The 17317-nt window shown below is 36.8% G+C and carries 16 protein-coding genes, 4 tRNA genes and 1 riboswitch; of the genes, 12 read left to right on the top strand and 8 right to left on the bottom strand.

What is annotated here, in order from left to right; all coding sequences use genetic code 11:
* The first annotated feature begins 783 nt into the window (after positions 1–783).
* From NK356_RS04780 to NK356_RS04725, 12 genes are all read left to right on the top strand, one after another.
* Positions 784–1146: a hypothetical protein gene (locus NK356_RS04780; RefSeq protein WP_253316356.1), complete on the top strand. Its 363-nt coding sequence runs from the start codon at positions 784–786 to the stop codon at positions 1144–1146.
* 210 nt (positions 1147–1356) lie between these two features.
* Positions 1357–1632, top strand: a complete 276-nt coding sequence (locus NK356_RS04775) for a YHS domain-containing protein (RefSeq protein ID WP_034694556.1) — start codon at positions 1357–1359, stop codon at positions 1630–1632.
* Positions 1619–2296: an SCO family protein gene (locus NK356_RS04770; RefSeq protein ID WP_185103661.1), complete on the top strand. Its 678-nt coding sequence runs from the start codon at positions 1619–1621 to the stop codon at positions 2294–2296. The genes NK356_RS04775 and NK356_RS04770 overlap by 14 nt, the downstream gene beginning before the upstream one ends.
* A gap of 188 nt (positions 2297–2484) precedes the next feature.
* Positions 2485–3159 carry a superoxide dismutase gene (locus NK356_RS04765; protein ID WP_301287930.1) on the top strand — a complete coding sequence of 225 codons (675 nt, stop codon included), beginning with the start codon at positions 2485–2487 and terminating at the stop codon, positions 3157–3159.
* A gap of 4 nt (positions 3160–3163) precedes the next feature.
* Positions 3164–3538 carry a hypothetical protein gene (locus tag NK356_RS04760; RefSeq protein WP_034694561.1) on the top strand — a complete coding sequence of 125 codons (375 nt, stop codon included), beginning with the start codon at positions 3164–3166 and terminating at the stop codon, positions 3536–3538.
* Positions 3539–3734: 196 nt separating this feature from the next.
* Positions 3735–4565, top strand: coding sequence for an MbnP family protein (locus NK356_RS04755; RefSeq protein WP_253316355.1), 831 nt, complete (start codon positions 3735–3737; stop codon positions 4563–4565).
* A complete protein-coding gene (locus NK356_RS04750; RefSeq protein ID WP_253316354.1) occupies positions 4558–5607 on the top strand; it encodes a cytochrome-c peroxidase in 1050 nt (349 codons plus the stop codon). Before NK356_RS04755 ends, NK356_RS04750 begins: the two co-directional genes overlap by 8 nt.
* A gap of 12 nt (positions 5608–5619) precedes the next feature.
* Positions 5620–6567, top strand: coding sequence for a transporter (locus NK356_RS04745; RefSeq protein ID WP_253316353.1), 948 nt, complete (start codon positions 5620–5622; stop codon positions 6565–6567).
* A 92-nt stretch (positions 6568–6659) separates the two neighbouring features.
* Positions 6660–6845, top strand: a riboswitch (cobalamin riboswitch).
* A 108-nt stretch (positions 6846–6953) separates the two neighbouring features.
* The gene (locus NK356_RS04740) at positions 6954–8987 is read left to right on the top strand and encodes a TonB-dependent siderophore receptor (RefSeq protein ID WP_253316352.1); all 2034 of its coding nucleotides are present in this window, start codon (positions 6954–6956) and stop codon (positions 8985–8987) included.
* Positions 8984–10117, top strand: coding sequence for a YncE family protein (locus tag NK356_RS04735; RefSeq protein ID WP_034694569.1), 1134 nt, complete (start codon positions 8984–8986; stop codon positions 10115–10117). The genes NK356_RS04740 and NK356_RS04735 overlap by 4 nt, the downstream gene beginning before the upstream one ends.
* Positions 10118–10131: 14 nt before the next feature.
* Positions 10132–11325, top strand: coding sequence for a cell surface protein (locus NK356_RS04730; protein WP_253316351.1), 1194 nt, complete (start codon positions 10132–10134; stop codon positions 11323–11325).
* Positions 11326–11352: 27 nt separating this feature from the next.
* Positions 11353–13611, top strand: a complete 2259-nt coding sequence (locus NK356_RS04725; RefSeq protein ID WP_253316350.1) for a DUF5074 domain-containing protein — start codon at positions 11353–11355, stop codon at positions 13609–13611.
* 166 nt (positions 13612–13777) lie between these two features.
* Here the strand turns inward: NK356_RS04725 and NK356_RS04720 are convergent, their stop codons facing one another.
* From NK356_RS04720 to NK356_RS04685, 8 genes are all read right to left on the bottom strand, one after another.
* Positions 13778–14566, bottom strand: coding sequence for a T9SS type A sorting domain-containing protein (locus NK356_RS04720; RefSeq protein ID WP_081906412.1), 789 nt, complete (start codon positions 14564–14566; stop codon positions 13778–13780).
* Positions 14567–14789: 223 nt separating this feature from the next.
* Positions 14790–15563, bottom strand: a complete 774-nt coding sequence (locus NK356_RS04715) for a T9SS type A sorting domain-containing protein (protein ID WP_253316349.1) — start codon at positions 15561–15563, stop codon at positions 14790–14792.
* A 301-nt stretch (positions 15564–15864) separates the two neighbouring features.
* Positions 15865–15936: transfer RNA gene (locus NK356_RS04710), tRNA-Glu, on the bottom strand.
* 63 nt (positions 15937–15999) lie between these two features.
* Positions 16000–16071 (bottom strand) — tRNA-Glu (locus tag NK356_RS04705).
* Between the two features lie 82 nt (positions 16072–16153).
* Positions 16154–16225, bottom strand: a tRNA-Glu gene (locus tag NK356_RS04700).
* A 10-nt stretch (positions 16226–16235) separates the two neighbouring features.
* Positions 16236–16490, bottom strand: a complete 255-nt coding sequence (gene rpsT, locus NK356_RS04695) for a 30S ribosomal protein S20 (RefSeq protein WP_002983073.1) — start codon at positions 16488–16490, stop codon at positions 16236–16238.
* A 66-nt stretch (positions 16491–16556) separates the two neighbouring features.
* Positions 16557–16877: a hypothetical protein gene (locus NK356_RS04690; protein WP_034694584.1), complete on the bottom strand. Its 321-nt coding sequence runs from the start codon at positions 16875–16877 to the stop codon at positions 16557–16559.
* A 367-nt stretch (positions 16878–17244) separates the two neighbouring features.
* A tRNA-Glu gene (locus NK356_RS04685) sits at positions 17245–17316 on the bottom strand.
* Position 17317: the final 1 nt, after the last annotated feature.

Below are 17317 nucleotides of genomic sequence, written 5' to 3'. Positions count from 1 at the left end.
TTGAAAAAAACTTGCGTCTTTGCGTTTCCAACATCATACATATCAAAACTTAATTTTAAAAAGGTAATAGTTTTTTTGGAGAAACGCAGAGGGGCGCAATGAATATAAAAATTGTGCTGCTTTTAAGGACGCAAGAAAATCAAAGATTTTCAGCAAAGCTACTTCTGAATGATCAGCTTTATTCAGTCTCATTATTGGTGGGTATTCAATTTTATCGGAGATAAAATCCTAGCGTCTTAAAACAGTAATCATTGAAAAAAACTTGCGTCTTTGCGTTTCCAACATCATACATATCAAAACTTAATTTTAAAAAGGTAATAGTTTTTTTTTTTGGAGAAACGCAAAGGTGCAAAGAAGATAAAAATTGTAGTGTTTTTTAGGAAGCAAGAAAATCAAAGATTTTCAGCAAAGCTACTTCTGAATGATCGGCTTCATTCAGTCTCATTATTGGGCGGTATTCAATTTTATCGGAGATAAAATCCTGGCGCCTTAAAACAGTAAACATTGAAAAAAACTTGCTTCTTTGCGTCTACCCAACAAAACATAAAAAAGCTCTGCCAAAAACATCAGCAGAGCTTTTATCAACAAGATTAAATTGTATATAAAGAACTAAATTTTTTATCTAGGTCTTAATTTTCAATCAAAGTTCGGGATAAAATACTACGGGAGACAGGCACAGTTTTATAATTTTTGTGGGTAACAGTATACTACCATAATGACATTCATCATAAATCATCTGTAAAACAGTTTTGAAGTAGTATATTTGTACAGAGAACAAAATCGTTGAAGGCATTCATTTCCATATTCATCATTTTTACCGTTGCATTACGTCCCGTTTTGCCATTGGTAAATTATGCCGTGAACTATGATTATATTGTGAAAAACCTTTGTGAGAACAGAAATGTACCACAATCTACGTGTAAAGGAAAATGCTATGTGGAAAAAGAACTGGCAAAAACAGAAAAACAGTCCAATAGTTCCCAAACCATAAAGATTGCAGGATTAGATGTTTTTATTTCTCATGATATCCTTTCTTTCTCTTCTCATTTGAATTCGGAATCACTTTCTGAAATTCCTGATTCAAGTTATTTTAATTCTCATTCTTCAGAATACTTTTCAAGGATATTCCATCCTCCGTTGGCTTAATTTTTATAATAAACTATGTTTTTAGTTTAATTAATGAGCGTTTTTAAACCTGTCATTAATAAGCCATTAAAGATACATTCTACAATGAAAATATATTATTGTAAACAATAAGAAATGCATCAGTTTCTCTTGAGAAATGCTGTGTTTTTTCTGACTAGAATATAGTATCATAACTTTATTTAACATTATTAATTTCAATTTAACATTAAAATGAAATCTCCTATTATTTTGACTGCCTTGCTGTCAATATCATTACTGTCGTGTGCCAAGGAAACTCCTCAGGTAAAGCATGCAAGCCACATGGACTCCTCGGGGAAGAAAATAGAAAATGTACAGGTAGTGAATGAAGAAGATCCTATCTGCCACATGAAAACTGCAGGATCTATTAATGATACAGCCATATATAAAAACAAAACGTATGGTTTTTGCAGTGTATCCTGTAAACGTGAATTCAAAAAAAGCCCTGAGAAATATGCCCAAAAATAAAAAGAACAATAATAAAAGTAAAGTGATTATACCCATCGCTTTATTTGCATTGCTTTTCCTGGGAATAGGGGTAGGGATGGGGTATTTTAAAAAGAATCTTTATACGGTGATGAAAGTTCCCGATTTTGAACTCACAGATCAGAACAGTAAAAAAATCACCAATAAAGATATGCTGGGAAAAGTATATCTCGTAGAATTTTTCTTCAGCAAATGTCCTACAATTTGCCCGGTGATGAATACTAATATGAAAGCGATTCAGAACCAGATTAATGATCCTGACTTCGGCATTATTTCCATCAGTATTGATCCGGAAAACGATACACCATCAGCATTGAAAGAACATGCTCAAAGAATAGGGGCAACATCTCCGAACTGGCATTTCCTGACTGGAGACCGTACCTATATTGGAAATCTTGCGGATCAGTTTAATATCTACGTAGGTGACAAAGAAGATGAAGGAGAAAGCCTGAACCACAGCGGAATGATTGCGCTGGTAGATCAGGAAGGAAATATCCGATGCCGATACAACAAAGAAAATATGCCTATTCTGTATTACTCAGGATTGAATTACGGTGATCCGGAAGGTAAAACACCCATGCTGACAGGAAAATATCACCCCGACAGAGAAATTCTGATCGAGGATATTAAGAAATTATTGAAATAGAGAGGAGGGAAGTTGGATGCCAGAAGCTGGAAGTTATTTCAGACGATGAAGTTCTAGCGATTTTTGAGATGGCTATAAAAGCAAATAGAAGTTGAAGAAATCATGGTAAGACATCAATGACTTCCAACTTCCATCATCCTTCCTCCCGCTTAACAAGAAAACATTGTTCAACCATAAACAAAAAAATTATGAAGATTTTGAAAATAGCTGCTCTAAGTGCAGTTTTTGCGGCTCAGTTTACACTGGCTCAGTTTAAGCAGACGCCTCTGCCTTATGCTTATAATGCTTTGGAAGGAAATATTGATGCCCAAACAATGGAAATTCATTATTCGAAACATGGTGCAGCATATGCAGCCAACTTGAATAAAGCCATTGCTGGCACTCCACAGGAAAAAGAAACTTTGTTTCAGATTCTTTCCAATGCTTCAAAACTGCCTGCTGCTGTAAGAAATAATGCAGGAGGTCATTATAATCACGAACTGTTCTGGACGGTTCTTACGCCCCAGAAAAATACACAGCCTTCCGCAAAACTAGCAAAAGCGATTACGGAAACATTCGGAAGTATGGATGCTTTTAAAGAAAAAATGGCTAAAGCCGGAGCAGATCGTTTCGGATCAGGATGGGCATGGCTTTCTGTGGATAAAAGCGGAAAATTATTTGTTTCTTCTACTCCTAACCAGGACAATCCTTTAATGGATGTAGTGGAAGAAAAGGGAACTCCTATCTTCGGAATTGATGTATGGGAACATGCTTATTATTTAAAATATCAGAATAAAAGAGCAGATTATCTTAGTGCGATCTGGAACGTTACCAACTGGAAAGAGATCAGCAGAAGATATGACGAAGCAATAAGCAAGAAGTAGTCAAATGAAATTATTTTACAGCATACTTTTTACCTTGTATATGGTGCTAAGACCTTTAGTGCCCGTGGTAGAGTATGCTGTAAATTATGATTATATCGTTAAAGTTCTCTGTATTAATAAATCCAGGCCAGAGGTTCACTGTAACGGAAAATGTTACCTGAGTAAAGAGTTGGCAAAAACCAATGATTCGGAATCTTCACCTTTTCAGAAACTCAAAAACTCAGGACAGAAAGTCCTTGACACCTATATCCTGCCTGAGACCACAGAGATCAATACTACTGGAAAACTTCCGTTTTTCAATTTCAATTTTACCTACGAAACAGCTTATTCTTTTCTGTTTCTTACCCACATTTTCAAACCACCGGTTTTTTTAAGTTAAACGATTACTATTCAACCACAAAAGTCACAAAAGCTTACATCAATTAAGAATCAAAGATTTTTAAAAAGCTTAAGTGTTCTTATTGTGCATAAAACTTACCACTTGACAAACTTAAGTGTAAAAACTTTTGTGCCTTTTGTGGTAAAAAAGAATGTTTTTGCATTCAAAAATTATAATTCAACTTAAAAAATCATCAATGAAAATTTATAAATTTTTATCACTATTCTTTATTGCCTTTACTTTATTCTCTTTTGTAGCCTGCGAAAGCAGCAGGGATGACGAAAATCCACAGGATACTACACCCGGAAACCTTCAGATCAAATTTGAAAACGGATTTAATAATGTAGGAGATATCGTTTTGAATCAGACCGTTCAGACATCTTCCAACGGACAAAAACATAACTTTTCAGCCTTAAAATATGTCATCAGTAATATTGTATTGATAGACGAAAACGGAAATGAATTTAAATACAACGAAAATAACCCTGATAAAGGTGCTTTTATCGTAGATCAGGCAGATGCTGTAGCCGGAATTATATACCTTAATCTGGATGGTATTCCGAAAAACAATTACAAGAAAATAAAATTCGGATTGGGGATCAGTCAGAAAGCGTACTTGCTAGGGCAGGACGGACAGGCTGAATTCTGGACAAAAGCCAAGCAAAAAGGAATGTCGTGGTCATGGGCTGCCGGCTATGTCTTTGTAAAGCTGGAAGGAAAATATGGAAATGACACTCCTGCTAAAGAATTCATGAACCATACCGGAAATATGGGAAATGTTACCGCTAATCAGCAACCCGATCTATACCGTGAAATCACTTTGAATCTTCCCACAACAGCAAGAGTGACGGCAAAAATTCGACCTTCTGTTCATATTCTGGCAGATCTGAACCAGTTTTTGAGCGGAGATAAGGCTCTTACCCTTACAACGGCCAATGATATGCTGATGGGCTCAAACCAACACCTGACAGATGTTACCAACAATCTTACGAAAATGTTTAAAGTAGACCACGTTCACAATGATTAATTTTTTGATTAAAACGATACTGGTTCTGTTTGTATTGGGATTGAGCTGTATTTCATGTTCTGATGAGGTGATTCAGCCACTGGAAAAAGATGAAGCCTACAACCTGCAGTTTCCTTCTTATTTTCCGGAAATGACTTTTGATAAATCCATCAATCCGGTCACCAAAAACGGAGTGGAGCTGGGACGGAAATTATTTTATGAAGGCAGACTTTCCCGAAATAATACTATTTCATGCGGCTTCTGTCATATTCAGGAAAATGCCTTTACCCATCATGGTCATACGGTAAGCCATGGAGTAGACGACAGAATAGGAATCAGAAATGCACCACCCATTCAGAATATGGCCTTTTTGAAAAGATATATGTGGGACGGAGTGATTCATAATCTGAATGAACAGCCCATCAGCCCGATTACTGATGTGAATGAAATGGACAGCTCCATACCGGAAGCTATTTCAAAGATAAAAGATGATCAGAAGTATAAGAAGCTGTTCAGAGAAGCTTATGGGGACGAAGCTATTACAGGAGAAAGAATTCTGAAAGCATTGTCACAGTTTATGGCTTCTTTAATTTCTGCAGATTCAAAATATGACAGATTCAGACAGGGAAAGGAACAATTGACTTCAACAGAATCTCAAGGGATGGCTTTATTCGGACAGAAATGTGCCTCATGTCATAGCGGAGAACTGTTTACGGATGAGAGTTTCAGAAATACGGGAATGTATTACAATACAGAATTCAAGGATGCGGGACGTTACAGAGTGAGCTTGAATCAGGTCGATTGGATGAAATTCCGTGTTCCGAGTTTAAGAAATGTAGAATACACCGCACCTTATATGCATGACGGAAGGTTTTACACGTTAGACGCTGTACTCAATTTTTATTCAGATCAGGTAGAAGATAATGCCAACCTTGATCCACAGCTGAAACAGAACGGACATGTGGGAATTGCCATGAATAGTCAGGAAAAACAATCAATCATTGCGTTCCTGAAAACATTGTCGGATAAAAGTTTTATATCCAATCCAAAATTTGCAGAATAATTTATAGAAAACATGAAGAAGATTATAGTGATAGTAAGTTTGATCCTGTTGAGTCAGTATCAGGCAAAAACCATTAGAGACAGTGCTTATAGTGCTCCGGAAACCTTTAGCAGATTCGATTTTGATGATGATTGTGATGCCTGTGGGTGTGCAGCAGGAAACGGATCTTCCGGCTTTGAATCTTTACTGAATCCACAGTTTATCGGAATCAAATACTTTGCACAGCATTATAAAGCGAAAGAGAACTTGTTTGTAAAAGACCTGACACAGGATCAGTATTTCAATACGCTGCAGCTTTGGGGGAAAATTCCACTGACTAAAAAGTTGAGTGTATATGCGAGCCTGCCATTCCATTTTCATGAGAAGAAAACCATGCAGGGAGATATTAAAATCAATGGGATTGGAGATCTGAACCTGATGGGAATTTACCAACTGATGAGTTCTAAAGATAATTTCCATCATCTGAGCGGAGGTTTGGGAGTGAAAATTCCTCTGGGAAAGTTTGATGAAAAAGGAGCGTCCGGAGTCAATCCAAGTTTTCAGCTGGGAACCGGAAGTTGGGATTACCAGGCGGCTTTGAATTATAAATTTCAGAAAAATAAAGTAGCTGTTTTGGTCAATACAGATTATACCATCAAAACAGAGAATAAGAAAAATTACCGTTTCGGAAACCAATGGAATTATGCTGCAACAGGTTTTTATCAGGTTGCGGGGAATGAAAAATCTATTTTTTCTGTAAAAACGGGAGTTCAGGGAGAAGTTTATGCTCAGAACAAACAGTTCGATGAAGCCTTGCCTAATACTGCTGGAAGTGCTTTGTATGGAAAATTGGGATTTGAAGCTTCTTATAAAAAACTCAGTCTTGGAAGTGAGATCATGCTTCCTATGTATACGCATCTGGCGGGAGGAGATATTGAAGCAAAATCGAGATTCAGTGTTTTCCTGAATATTGGAATTTAAAGTGACACCCTCAATAAAATGACGTTAAAGCTCCTTCGGGAGCTTTAATTGTTTATGAATCATGATTTTAATTGGGGATTAGGAATAATTATTTATCTTTGCCGAAATTTGGTGAGCCCTAAAAAGCTCTTAAAAGGGAATCCGGTGAAAATCCGGAACAGACCCGCTGCTGTAAGCTCCGCACCAAAGTTTTTGAAGAATATATCCACTGTTTTTTAATGGGAAGGATTTCAAAAATGGAGTAAGTCAGAAGACCTGCCAGAAAATAATCGTTTGACGCTTTCGTGGAATAAAGCTTAGGACATCAATGATTCTGTGCAGTGACAGCTGTGCTTTGTCGTTGTATTCTTATACCCATTAGCGTCTTCATTACCCTAAATGAGCTAATGGCGGAAAAACTAATTACTTATGCAATTCATAAAGCTGTTTTCACCATACTGGTGATCACATCTCAGCTTTTATCTTCTCAAACCAGGAAAAAAGACAGTCTTCAGGAAGAGACTATTAAAGGAATCAATCTTTACAAAAAGAATTTTAAAGAAATCCTTCCGGCACAAACCCTGCAAGGAGAGCAGCTGGAGAGGCTGAACAGTCATTCTGTTGCTGATGCACTGCGGTACTTTTCAGGTATTCAGATTAAAGATTACGGAGGATTGGGTGGTTTGAAAACTATTAATATCCGAAGCATGGGGAGCCAGCATGTAGGGGTTTTCTATGATGGAATTCAATTAGGAAATGCTCAAAACGGACTGGTGGATCTGGGAAGATATTCCTTGGATGATCTGGAAGAAATATCATTGTATAACGGACAGAAAAGTGAAATTTTTCAGCCAGCAAAGGACTTCGGCTCTTCGGGTTCTATTTATTTACAGCCTAAAACACCCGTATTTAAAGGAAATAGAAAAACCAATCTCGTGATAAGGGCAAAAAGTGCATCTATTGATCTCTTTAATCCTTCATTCCGATTGGAACAGAAGATTTCAGACAGAGTTTCTGCCAGTTTCAGTGGAGAATTTATGCAGAGTGACGGAATTTACAGATTTCGTTATGCCAAGAAATATCCTGATGGACAACAGGCTTATGATACCATTGCAAAGAGACAGGATTCAGACATTCGGGCAAAACGTTTTGAAACTTCTTTGAACGGAACTTTAAATAACGGAAGCTGGAATATCCGTGGCTATGGTTATATTTCAAACCGTGGAATGCCGGCACCTATCGTGAATGGACGTTTCGGAGGAAGAGGAGCAAGGCTCTCCGATGAGAATTATTTTGTACAGGCCAATCTGAGAAAAAAACTGTTCCCGAAATTGGAAACTCAGCTGAAAGCAAAATTTGCTTACGATTATACCCATTTTATGGATACGGTTCGTTCACAGTCTATTATTTATACCGATAATACCTATATCCAAAGGGAACTTTATCTTTCCTCTTCCAATATTTATTCCATTACTCCCAATTGGGATGTCAGCCTGAGTGGCGACTTTCAGTACAATAATCTGGATGCCAATCTGGATACCTTTTCTTATCCTACCCGTTACACTACATTGGTGGCATTGGCTACAACCTATCAGTGGAACAGGTTCAAAATTCTGGGAAGCCTTTTAGGAACCTTTACATTTGAAGAAGTAAGAAAAAACAAAAGACCGGGAGATGCCAGAGAATGGACACCTGCCGTTTTTATGAGCTATCAGCCTGAAAAAATTCCTGAGCTTACCCTCAGAGCTTTCTATAAAAGGATTTTCAGACTTCCAACCTTTAATGATTTGTATTATACCAATATCGGAAATACTTATCTGAAACCGGAATTCACCAATCAATATGATGTAGGATTTACTTATCAGAAGAATTATACCAACCGTTTCTTTAAAACATTTTATGCTAAAGTAGACGGTTACTACAATAAAGTGCAGGATAAAATTGTAGCTGCCCCTAACGGAAGCATGTTCCGCTGGCTGATGATGAACCTTGGTTTGGTTGAAATCATAGGAGCGGATGTGAATGTGCAGACTGAGTTTCAGGTGGGAAAAGTCAATTTTAGACCATTGCTTTCTTATACTTATCAAAGCGCAAGAGATATCAGTGATCCGGAAGATACTTTTTACCGCAATCAGATTCCTTATACACCATGGCACAGTGGATCTTTCAGTCTGATGGCAGATTATAAAGACTGGAGTTTCAATTACAGTGCGATGTACGTAGGAGAAAGATATGATGTGAATCAGGATAACATTCAATACAATTATGTGCAACCTTGGTATACTCACGATCTCTCTGTTCAGAAAAAAATCAGCTGGGCGAATCATCAATTTAAAGTAAGCCTTGAGATGAATAATATTTTCAATCAATACTATGATGTTGTCCTCAATTATCCAATGCCTGGAAGAAACTTTAAACTTATTCTAAACTTCACCCTATGAGAAAACTAAACTTTTATTTTTTATTTTTTGTATTAGCTTTTCTTACCTCATGCCGTACCGATGAAATTATTGTCCGTCAGGAAGTGGTAGAAGGACTTCCTTCAGAAAATACGGCAATAAAAGGATTCTATATGCTGAATGAAGGAAACATGGGAAGTAATAAATGTACCCTTGATTTTTTTGATTACACCAAAGGAACTTATTACCGGAACATCTATGCAGAAATCAATCCCAATGTGGTAAAAGAGTTAGGAGATGTAGGGAATGATATTAAGGTGTATGGAAGTAAACTTTATATTGTTGTCAATGTTTCCAACAAAATTGAAGTGCTGGATGCCAAAACGGCCAAACGTATTACTTCTATTCCATTACAAAACTGCAGATACCTTGCTTTCAAAGATGGTAAAGCATATGCCAGCAGCTATGCAGGTCCTGTAGCCATTAATCCTAAAGCACCAAAAGGAAAAGTCGTGGAAATTGATACCACTTCTCTTTCCATCCAGCGTGAAGTGGTGGTAGGATATCAGCCGGAAGAAATGGAAATTGTGGGTAATCAATTGTTTGTGGCCAACTCCGGAGGATACAAAGCTCCCGATTATGACAATACTGTTTCGGTAATCGACCTGAACACTTTTACAGAACTCAAAAAAATAAATGTTGCCATCAATCTTCACCACATTAAAAAAGATAATTACGGAGACCTCTATGTAACTTCAAGAGGAGATTATTATAATGTTCCTTCCAGTTTGTATTTAATAGATGCAGCCACGGGAACTGTGAAGAAAAACTTCAATCTCTCTGTGAGCGAAATGACAATCGTGAATGATAAACTGTATTTCTATGGGAATGAATTCAATTACAATACCCACAGTTATAAAAAAACATTTGGAATCATTGATGTAAAAACAGAACAGATCATCGCCAACAGAATTTTTGACAAAGAATATGAAGATGCCATTAAAACACCTTACGGAATTACCGTGAACCCAATCACAGAAGATATCTACATGACAGATGCCAGAAATTATGTATCCATGGGATTTGTGTATTGCTTTGATAAAAACGGACACTTTAAATGGAAAACGGAAGGCGGAAATATCCCTGCCCACTTCGCTTTTTTATACAAATAACCAAACTTTAAGAAATGAACAGAAATAGCTTTACTTATTTGAAAATCGGATTTCTATCCTGCTTCCTTGTAGGAGTGATAGCCTGTAAACATGATGATGAAAATGAATTTACATTTAATGGCCTTGATGACTCCTATACCATTGAACGTTTAAAGGTTTTGAGTATTCCTACCAATGCTTCGGGATCGGTTACATGGAGTATTAATGATTCTATTATTTCTCAAAATTCAGAACTTGAATTTATCAGTCCGAAAGCAGATGCGTATCCTTTGACTTTAAAGATTAGCAATAAAGGAAACGAGCAGGTTTTTCATTCTAAAATTATCGTCACCAAAGAAAAAACACCTTATAGTAAATATATTTCCAAAGTATTCGAGTTTCGCCCTGCTGTAGGACAGTTCATGAACGAAATTCCGGAATACTTACCAGGAAATACCGCGGCAAATATGCTTCAGAAAGCCAACGAATCGTTGGTAGGAGGTAATTCTACCATGATCAGCCTCGGAGGATATGGAGGATATGTGGTTTTCGGTTTTGATCACACGATTCCCAACCTGAATGGGCGTGATTTTAAAGTGCTGGGAAATGCATTCTTTGGAAACGATGCCGCAGATCAACGTTCAGGATCTTGTGAACCGGGAATTATTATGGTAGCCTACGACAGGAATAAAAATGGAAAGCCGGATAATGATGAATGGTATGAAATTGCAGGCAGCGAATATTTCAAAAATGCTACGGTTAAAGACTACAGCATAACCTATCATAAACCTAACGAAAATAAAGTACCTGTACCCGGAACTGAATTCTGGCAGACTGATGTAGAATATATCAAGTGGAATGACAATCTGGGAAATCAGGGATTCAAAACAAAGAATACCTTTCATGCCCAGAGCTATTATCCTTTATGGTTTACAGATCCTTCTTACAGTTTTTCAGGAACCAGACTTGCAAATAACTTCTTCGATCAGAGTGGTGACGGATCTTATTGGGTAGGAAAATCATACGAGTTCGGATATGCAGACAATGCTCCGAATAATGATGATGCCTCCAATATCGATATTTCCTGGGCGGTAGACAGAAGTGGAAAATATGTGAAACTTCCGGGAGTCGATTTTATGAAAATATATACAGGAGTGAATCAGGAAGCAGGATGGCTTGGTGAAGTTTCTACAGAAGTGGCGGGAGCTTATGATTTACATTTCAAATAATATACAATCTATTTAAATTAATAAAAAATGAAAAAGTTTTATCTTTTTATGATGCTTTTTCTGTTTGCAGGTTTATCAACTGCACAGATAAAAGTTCAAGGTGTACCCAGAAATGATATTTCAGGGATCAGCAAGCTTAATACCACTACCATCAGTTTTTCTGATATTCAGTATTGGGTAGGATCAGGAACCAACCAGGCTGCTTTTGTAGTACAGTGGAATGACAGTAAGAATCCTGATGCCATGGTTTGGGGATTCAAATGGAACGGAAATGCTACCGGTGAAGATATGCTGAAAGCTATTGCTAAGGCAGATCACAGATTATATACATTGCTATATCAGGGAACACAGTTTGGATCAGCTGTTGGTGGAATTGGTTTTGATCTGAACGGTCAGGGAACTAATGCACTGATCAAAAGCGGAAATACCACTTATCCTTTATACCCGGTAAATGGTTTCGTGAATACGACAGCCTATGATTTTGACAGCTACACGATTGTAGATGCGGCTAACGATCACTGGCAGTCCGGATGGACGGTTAACGGGTACTGGTCATATTGGGTAAAGAACCCTGCAGATGCTGATTTCGGATATTCTAGCGTTGGAGCTTCTTCACGTGTATTGGAAAACGGTTCTTGGGATGTCTGGAATTTTAACGTAGGATTTAATCAAACTCCTATTTCTTCTACCATCACTCCGGTTTCTCCGTATGTTGCTTCCAATAACTTTACCAATGGATATTTCATGGTGAATGAAGAATGGTTCGGTCATACTAACGGTTCTGTTAACTTCATTGATAACAACGGACAGATTAACTATCGTGTGTACAGTAACGCAAACAATAATCAGGCTTTTGGCGCAACTACACAATACGGAACAATCTATGGTGATAAATTCTATTTCGTTTCAAAACAAGCTGCTGATGGAGGAGATACTCAATATACTCCTGGAGGAAGATTGGTTGTAGCCAATGCGCAGACCATGCAGAAACTTGCAGGATTTAATAATATCGGAGGTGGTGATGGTAGATCATTTGTGGGAGTAAACGAACATAAAGGATACATTGGTACTTCTACTGGAATTGTTACTTTCAATATTGATAATTTACAGGTAGGTTCTTTAATTACCGGAACAGGTGGAAACGGACAGATCGGAAATATGATCCGTACGTCACAATATGTTTTTGCGGTGAAGCAAGGGGTAGGAATTTTAGTGATTAATCCTAATACCGATACGATAGTGAGTACAATTGCCGGAGGTTTCTACTCAGTTGCTCAGGCTAAAGACGGAAGTGTTTGGGGAATTCAGGATCAAAAACTGATCAACATTAATCCTACTACTTTTGCTACTCAGGTTTATAATATTCCTACAACGAAATATATCGGAGATTGGGGCGCATGGAATGCCGGTAAATTTTCAGCAAGTAATAAAGAGAATGCCTTATATTGGATCAATTCAATCAGCAGCTGGAGCTCAGGAACACAGATTGTAAGATTCGATGTAACAACAAAAACATTTAACGAAAACTTTGCTGCAATTCCTGGACAAACAGGTCAGTTTAAACAAATTCCTTACGGAGCAGCACTTCGTGTAAACCCTATTACCGGAGAATTAGTTCTGAATACCACAGAAAGCGGATACGGTGCACACTACCAGAAAAACTGGATTCATACGTATGATATGACGGGTGCTCTTATCAATACAAAAACATTGAATGACTATTATTGGTTCCCTTCATTGACGGTATTTACCAATAATTCAGCTCCTGTTGTAAGTAACGTTTTACCTTCACAGGTTACAGCGGGAAATACGACTGCAATTGATCTGAAATCAATCGTTTCTGATGCTGATAATTTGGCTGTGTCAGTAGTAAAGTCAATCAAATCAAACAGCAATCCTACAACTGTTTCTGCTGTGATTAATGAGAATGATGAACTGATTTTAACGCCACTTGTTTCAGGGACGTCTGATGTTGTCATCAGTTTTAACTCAAACGGTAAGCTTGTGGAAAAAACACTTACAGTAAACAGTACAGCTTCCACTTTGGCAACTGCTGAGGTGAAGAAACTAGAATTTGGTATTTATCCAAATCCGGTTACTGATATTCTTACCATTAAAACTCAGGAGAAAATCCAGAATGTTTCTATTTATGATGCATCAGGAAGAATTGTTAATGCTCAGCTGAACAATGGACAGATCAATGTAAGTGCACTTCCAAAAGGTATTTATATTTTAAAAGCTGTAACAGATAAAGCGGTATATCAGCAAAAATTAATCAAAAACTAATAAGAGTTTAGATCGTAATCTTGTTAAATAAAACCTCTGGTCAATTTTGATCAGAGGTTTTTATTTGTCCTTCAGTATGATTTTATATGGGATATGCTCATCAATGGGATATAAAAGCCCGGCAAGCTTGGAAAGCTTGCCGGGTTCGATCTGTTATGTATCTTTTTTATTTGATAATCACTTTTTTAGAGTATGTTTTTCCTTCTTTTGTCTGAAGTTTCATAATATATACTCCTTGTGGTTGTTTGGTTTCAAAAGAATTTGATGTCAGTTTAGAACGGAATACTTCTTTTCCTGAAGTATTGGTAAGAGTAACCTCTGAACCTTCAGCAGAAACATTTTTATCTAGAGTAAACTGTCCATCCTTGCTGTGAGCCATGAAATTGATGAAAGGATCTTTATATTGGTAAGCATAATATACTCTAAGCTCTCCGCCAATATTCAATAATCCTGAATTTACATTGATTTTAATACGGTCAAAAGGAATGTTCATAGTCATCTCAATTTCACCTTTGCTTGGATCGCCTGCTCCAAGGTTGATCAGTTTTGTAGCAAGACTTGTGTAATCGTTATTGGAAACATCTCCATTAAATGTTTCAATAGATGCGCCACCCAATACCTGAGCAGATAGAGGAGTTCCGTTAGAACCAATAGCAATAACAAGTTTGTTGGTATTGTTCGCGATATTGGTAGTAGGGAAGATCAATGTCTGTTCCGTTCTTGCAAGAAGGCCCACTGAAACCTGTAAAGTAGAGTAGTCATTCTCGTTACTTCCTACAGCATTTTGAGGATTCAATACACCACAACCCAGGCATACTCCAAGAACCTGATTGGTTTGGCTGCTTGCATAAGTTTTTACAATTTGTGCAGTAGACATTGCGCTCGTTAAAAATAGGAATGATGCCAGAACTGCAGCTTTCATCGTGCGTTGGCCAAATAATAAATAAGTTTTCATATGTAGAAAAATTTTGGGTTTTAGCTTTTTTGTAAATTTATAAATAAAATGATTATGTTGCTTATTTTATTTCATAATTATGTGATTTGTTAATAATTTATTGATATTTGTAATTATGAATTTATTTTTATTTAATAATTATATGGTTGTATTTGTCTGAAAATGAGTGAAAAAAATGCGGCAGCTTTAAAAGTCTGCCGCATTTATTGTATCGCTTATTGAATTATTTGATTAAAATTTTTCTGGAATACGTTTTTCCTTCTTTGGTTTGTATATTCATGATATAAACACCTTCCTGTTGTTTTGACTCAAATGTGTTTGATCTCAATGTAGAACGGAATACTTCTTTTCCTGAAGTATTGAACAAGGTAATTTCTGAACCTTCTACAGGAACATTTCCGCCAAGAGTAATTTGTCCGTTTTGACTGTGAGCCATAATATTCATCAAGGGATCCTGGTAAGCATAATAAATTCTGAAACCACCACCAAGGCTGAGAACGCCACCTGTTAATCCGATTCTTATCCCATCATAAGGTTTTGTAGGTTTGAATTCTACCGTACCTCTGTTAGGAGTTGCACCCAGTTTAAGAAGGCTAACGTCAATGGTTCTGCGGTCTTCGTTCGAAGTGCCACCATTCATGGTTTCAAGCGTTACTCCGCTTAATAACTGTACAGATAAAGGGATATTGTCTGTCCCGATTCCTACTACCAGCCTGGTGTCTGCTCTCAGGTCTGGAAAAATCAGCGTTTGCTGGATTCCTCCCAATAGCACTGTGCCCAATATCATTGTTGAATAGTCGTCTTCATTGTCTCCTACAGCATTGAGCGGATTATCTATACGGCATCCAAGGCAGGCTACTCCGAATACTCCTGAGCTTTGTGCGTGGGCATAAATTCTGTTTTGTGCCATTGACATGGTGCTGGCAGAAAATAAAAATAAAGCCATCAATCCGGCTTTTAAAGAAGATGGGCTTCCCGAAAATAAATTGAATTTCATGTTATATATTTTAGAATGAATAGTTTTATTCAAATTTAAGGATTAATGGAAGAAGTATGAAATAATATTTCCATTATTGGTGATATTTTTAATGAAATTTAATATGACTTCACAGGCTGTGATGAAAATAGCATAAGAAGTTTTGTTGGTGAGATATGTTGACTGAGAAAAAATCCCGTTTTCGCTCGAAAGAGTAGGTGTAATAACTATAGAAAGCTTAAACCTGTTGATGCTTTTGGGGAAAAGTTACTGAAATAGTATATGTAGAAACGAAAAAAGGACTTTCGAAAAAGTCCTTTTGTAGCCCGTAGGGGAATCGAACCCCTCTTACCAGAATGAAAATCTGAGGTCCTAACCGATAGACGAACGGGCCCTCTATCTTCCATTACCGAAGTAATGTGTTAGCTTTTGTTTTTATAAGTGTCAACTCTTATTGTAGCCCGTAGGGGAATCGAACCCCTCTTACCAGAATGAAAATCTGAGGTCCTAACCGATAGACGAACGGGCCGGTTAGATTTATTTAAATATAGCTTTTTCTACGGCGATCTTTATAAAACCACCGTTGTTACAGTGGTCTTATAAGATGTAAGTAGCCCGTAGGGGAATCGAACCCCTCTTACCAGAATGAAAATCTGAGGTCCTAACCGATAGACGAACGGGCCAGCTATATTGTTACGCTAATTTGTTAACGTGCTTTGTTAATTTGCTTTTCAAGTTAGCTGCTTTGTTCTTGTGGATAATATTTTTCTTAGCTAATTTATCCAATAAAGCGATAACTTTTGGCAATTGTTCTGTAGCAGCAGCTTTGTTCTCTTCATTTCTTAAAGCTTTTAAAGCTGTTCTAGCAGTCTTGTGGTAATATCTGTTACGAAGTCTTCTAGTTTCGTTTTGTCTGATTCTCTTTAGTGCTGATTTATGATTTGCCATATCGTTTAAATGTGAGTGCAAAACTATAAACTTTTTTTTAAACTACCAAATTTATTTTTAAAAATTTTAATTTTCTTCTGATAGGTACTTTCTCAGTTTATTTATTGCTTGTTCTATTTTTAAATTTTCTTGTTCTTTCTCTATTTTTTTGATCGTATTTCCCAGCATGATCAGTGCATTATTCCATTCTCCAGTGGTATTGGTGAAAGTAAGTTCGTCAATTGTTACTTCAAAAGCAACCCTTTCTCCAGTCCTGTAAAGTCTGAAACTGATTTTATCATCTCTGCCTGTAATCCCGCCTTCATTGATTTGTAAATCATAACTTTTTGGGTTAGAGTGGATTTTCTTAAAAAGCAATTTCGCTTCTTGTATTTTTAAATCCGGCATGATATAAAATTTGATAGTCTGTAGAAAACTACAAACAATGATTTATCAATAATATTTTTCATCGGTGTTTCCATATTTGTGTGACCAAGTATGGTAAAATTTTTGCAAATATAATGCTTTTGTGACATATAACATAAATGGAATGCTTTTTTCAAATAAAAGTATCTGTCTTTTCAGTATAATGACAGTAATTATCAGACTGTCAGTGTCCTAAAATTTTGGTACTCTTGCATTTATAATATATGTCTCAAAATTTGAAAAGTTCTTCGAAGTTGTTAATGCTTAAAAATATTTTTTTAAAGCAAAAGACAAAATGAAGTAGCTTATAAAAAAACCTTTAACTCATCAGCTAAAGGTTTATTAATTGTAGCCTATAGGGGAATCGAACCCCTGTTGCAAGAATGAAAATCTTGAGTCCTGACCACTAGACGAATAGGCCA

The organism is Chryseobacterium sp. S0630, from assembly GCF_024158915.1.
In the GTDB taxonomy this organism is placed as follows: domain Bacteria; phylum Bacteroidota; class Bacteroidia; order Flavobacteriales; family Weeksellaceae; genus Chryseobacterium.
This window is presented reverse-complemented; position numbering and strand designations above follow the sequence as displayed.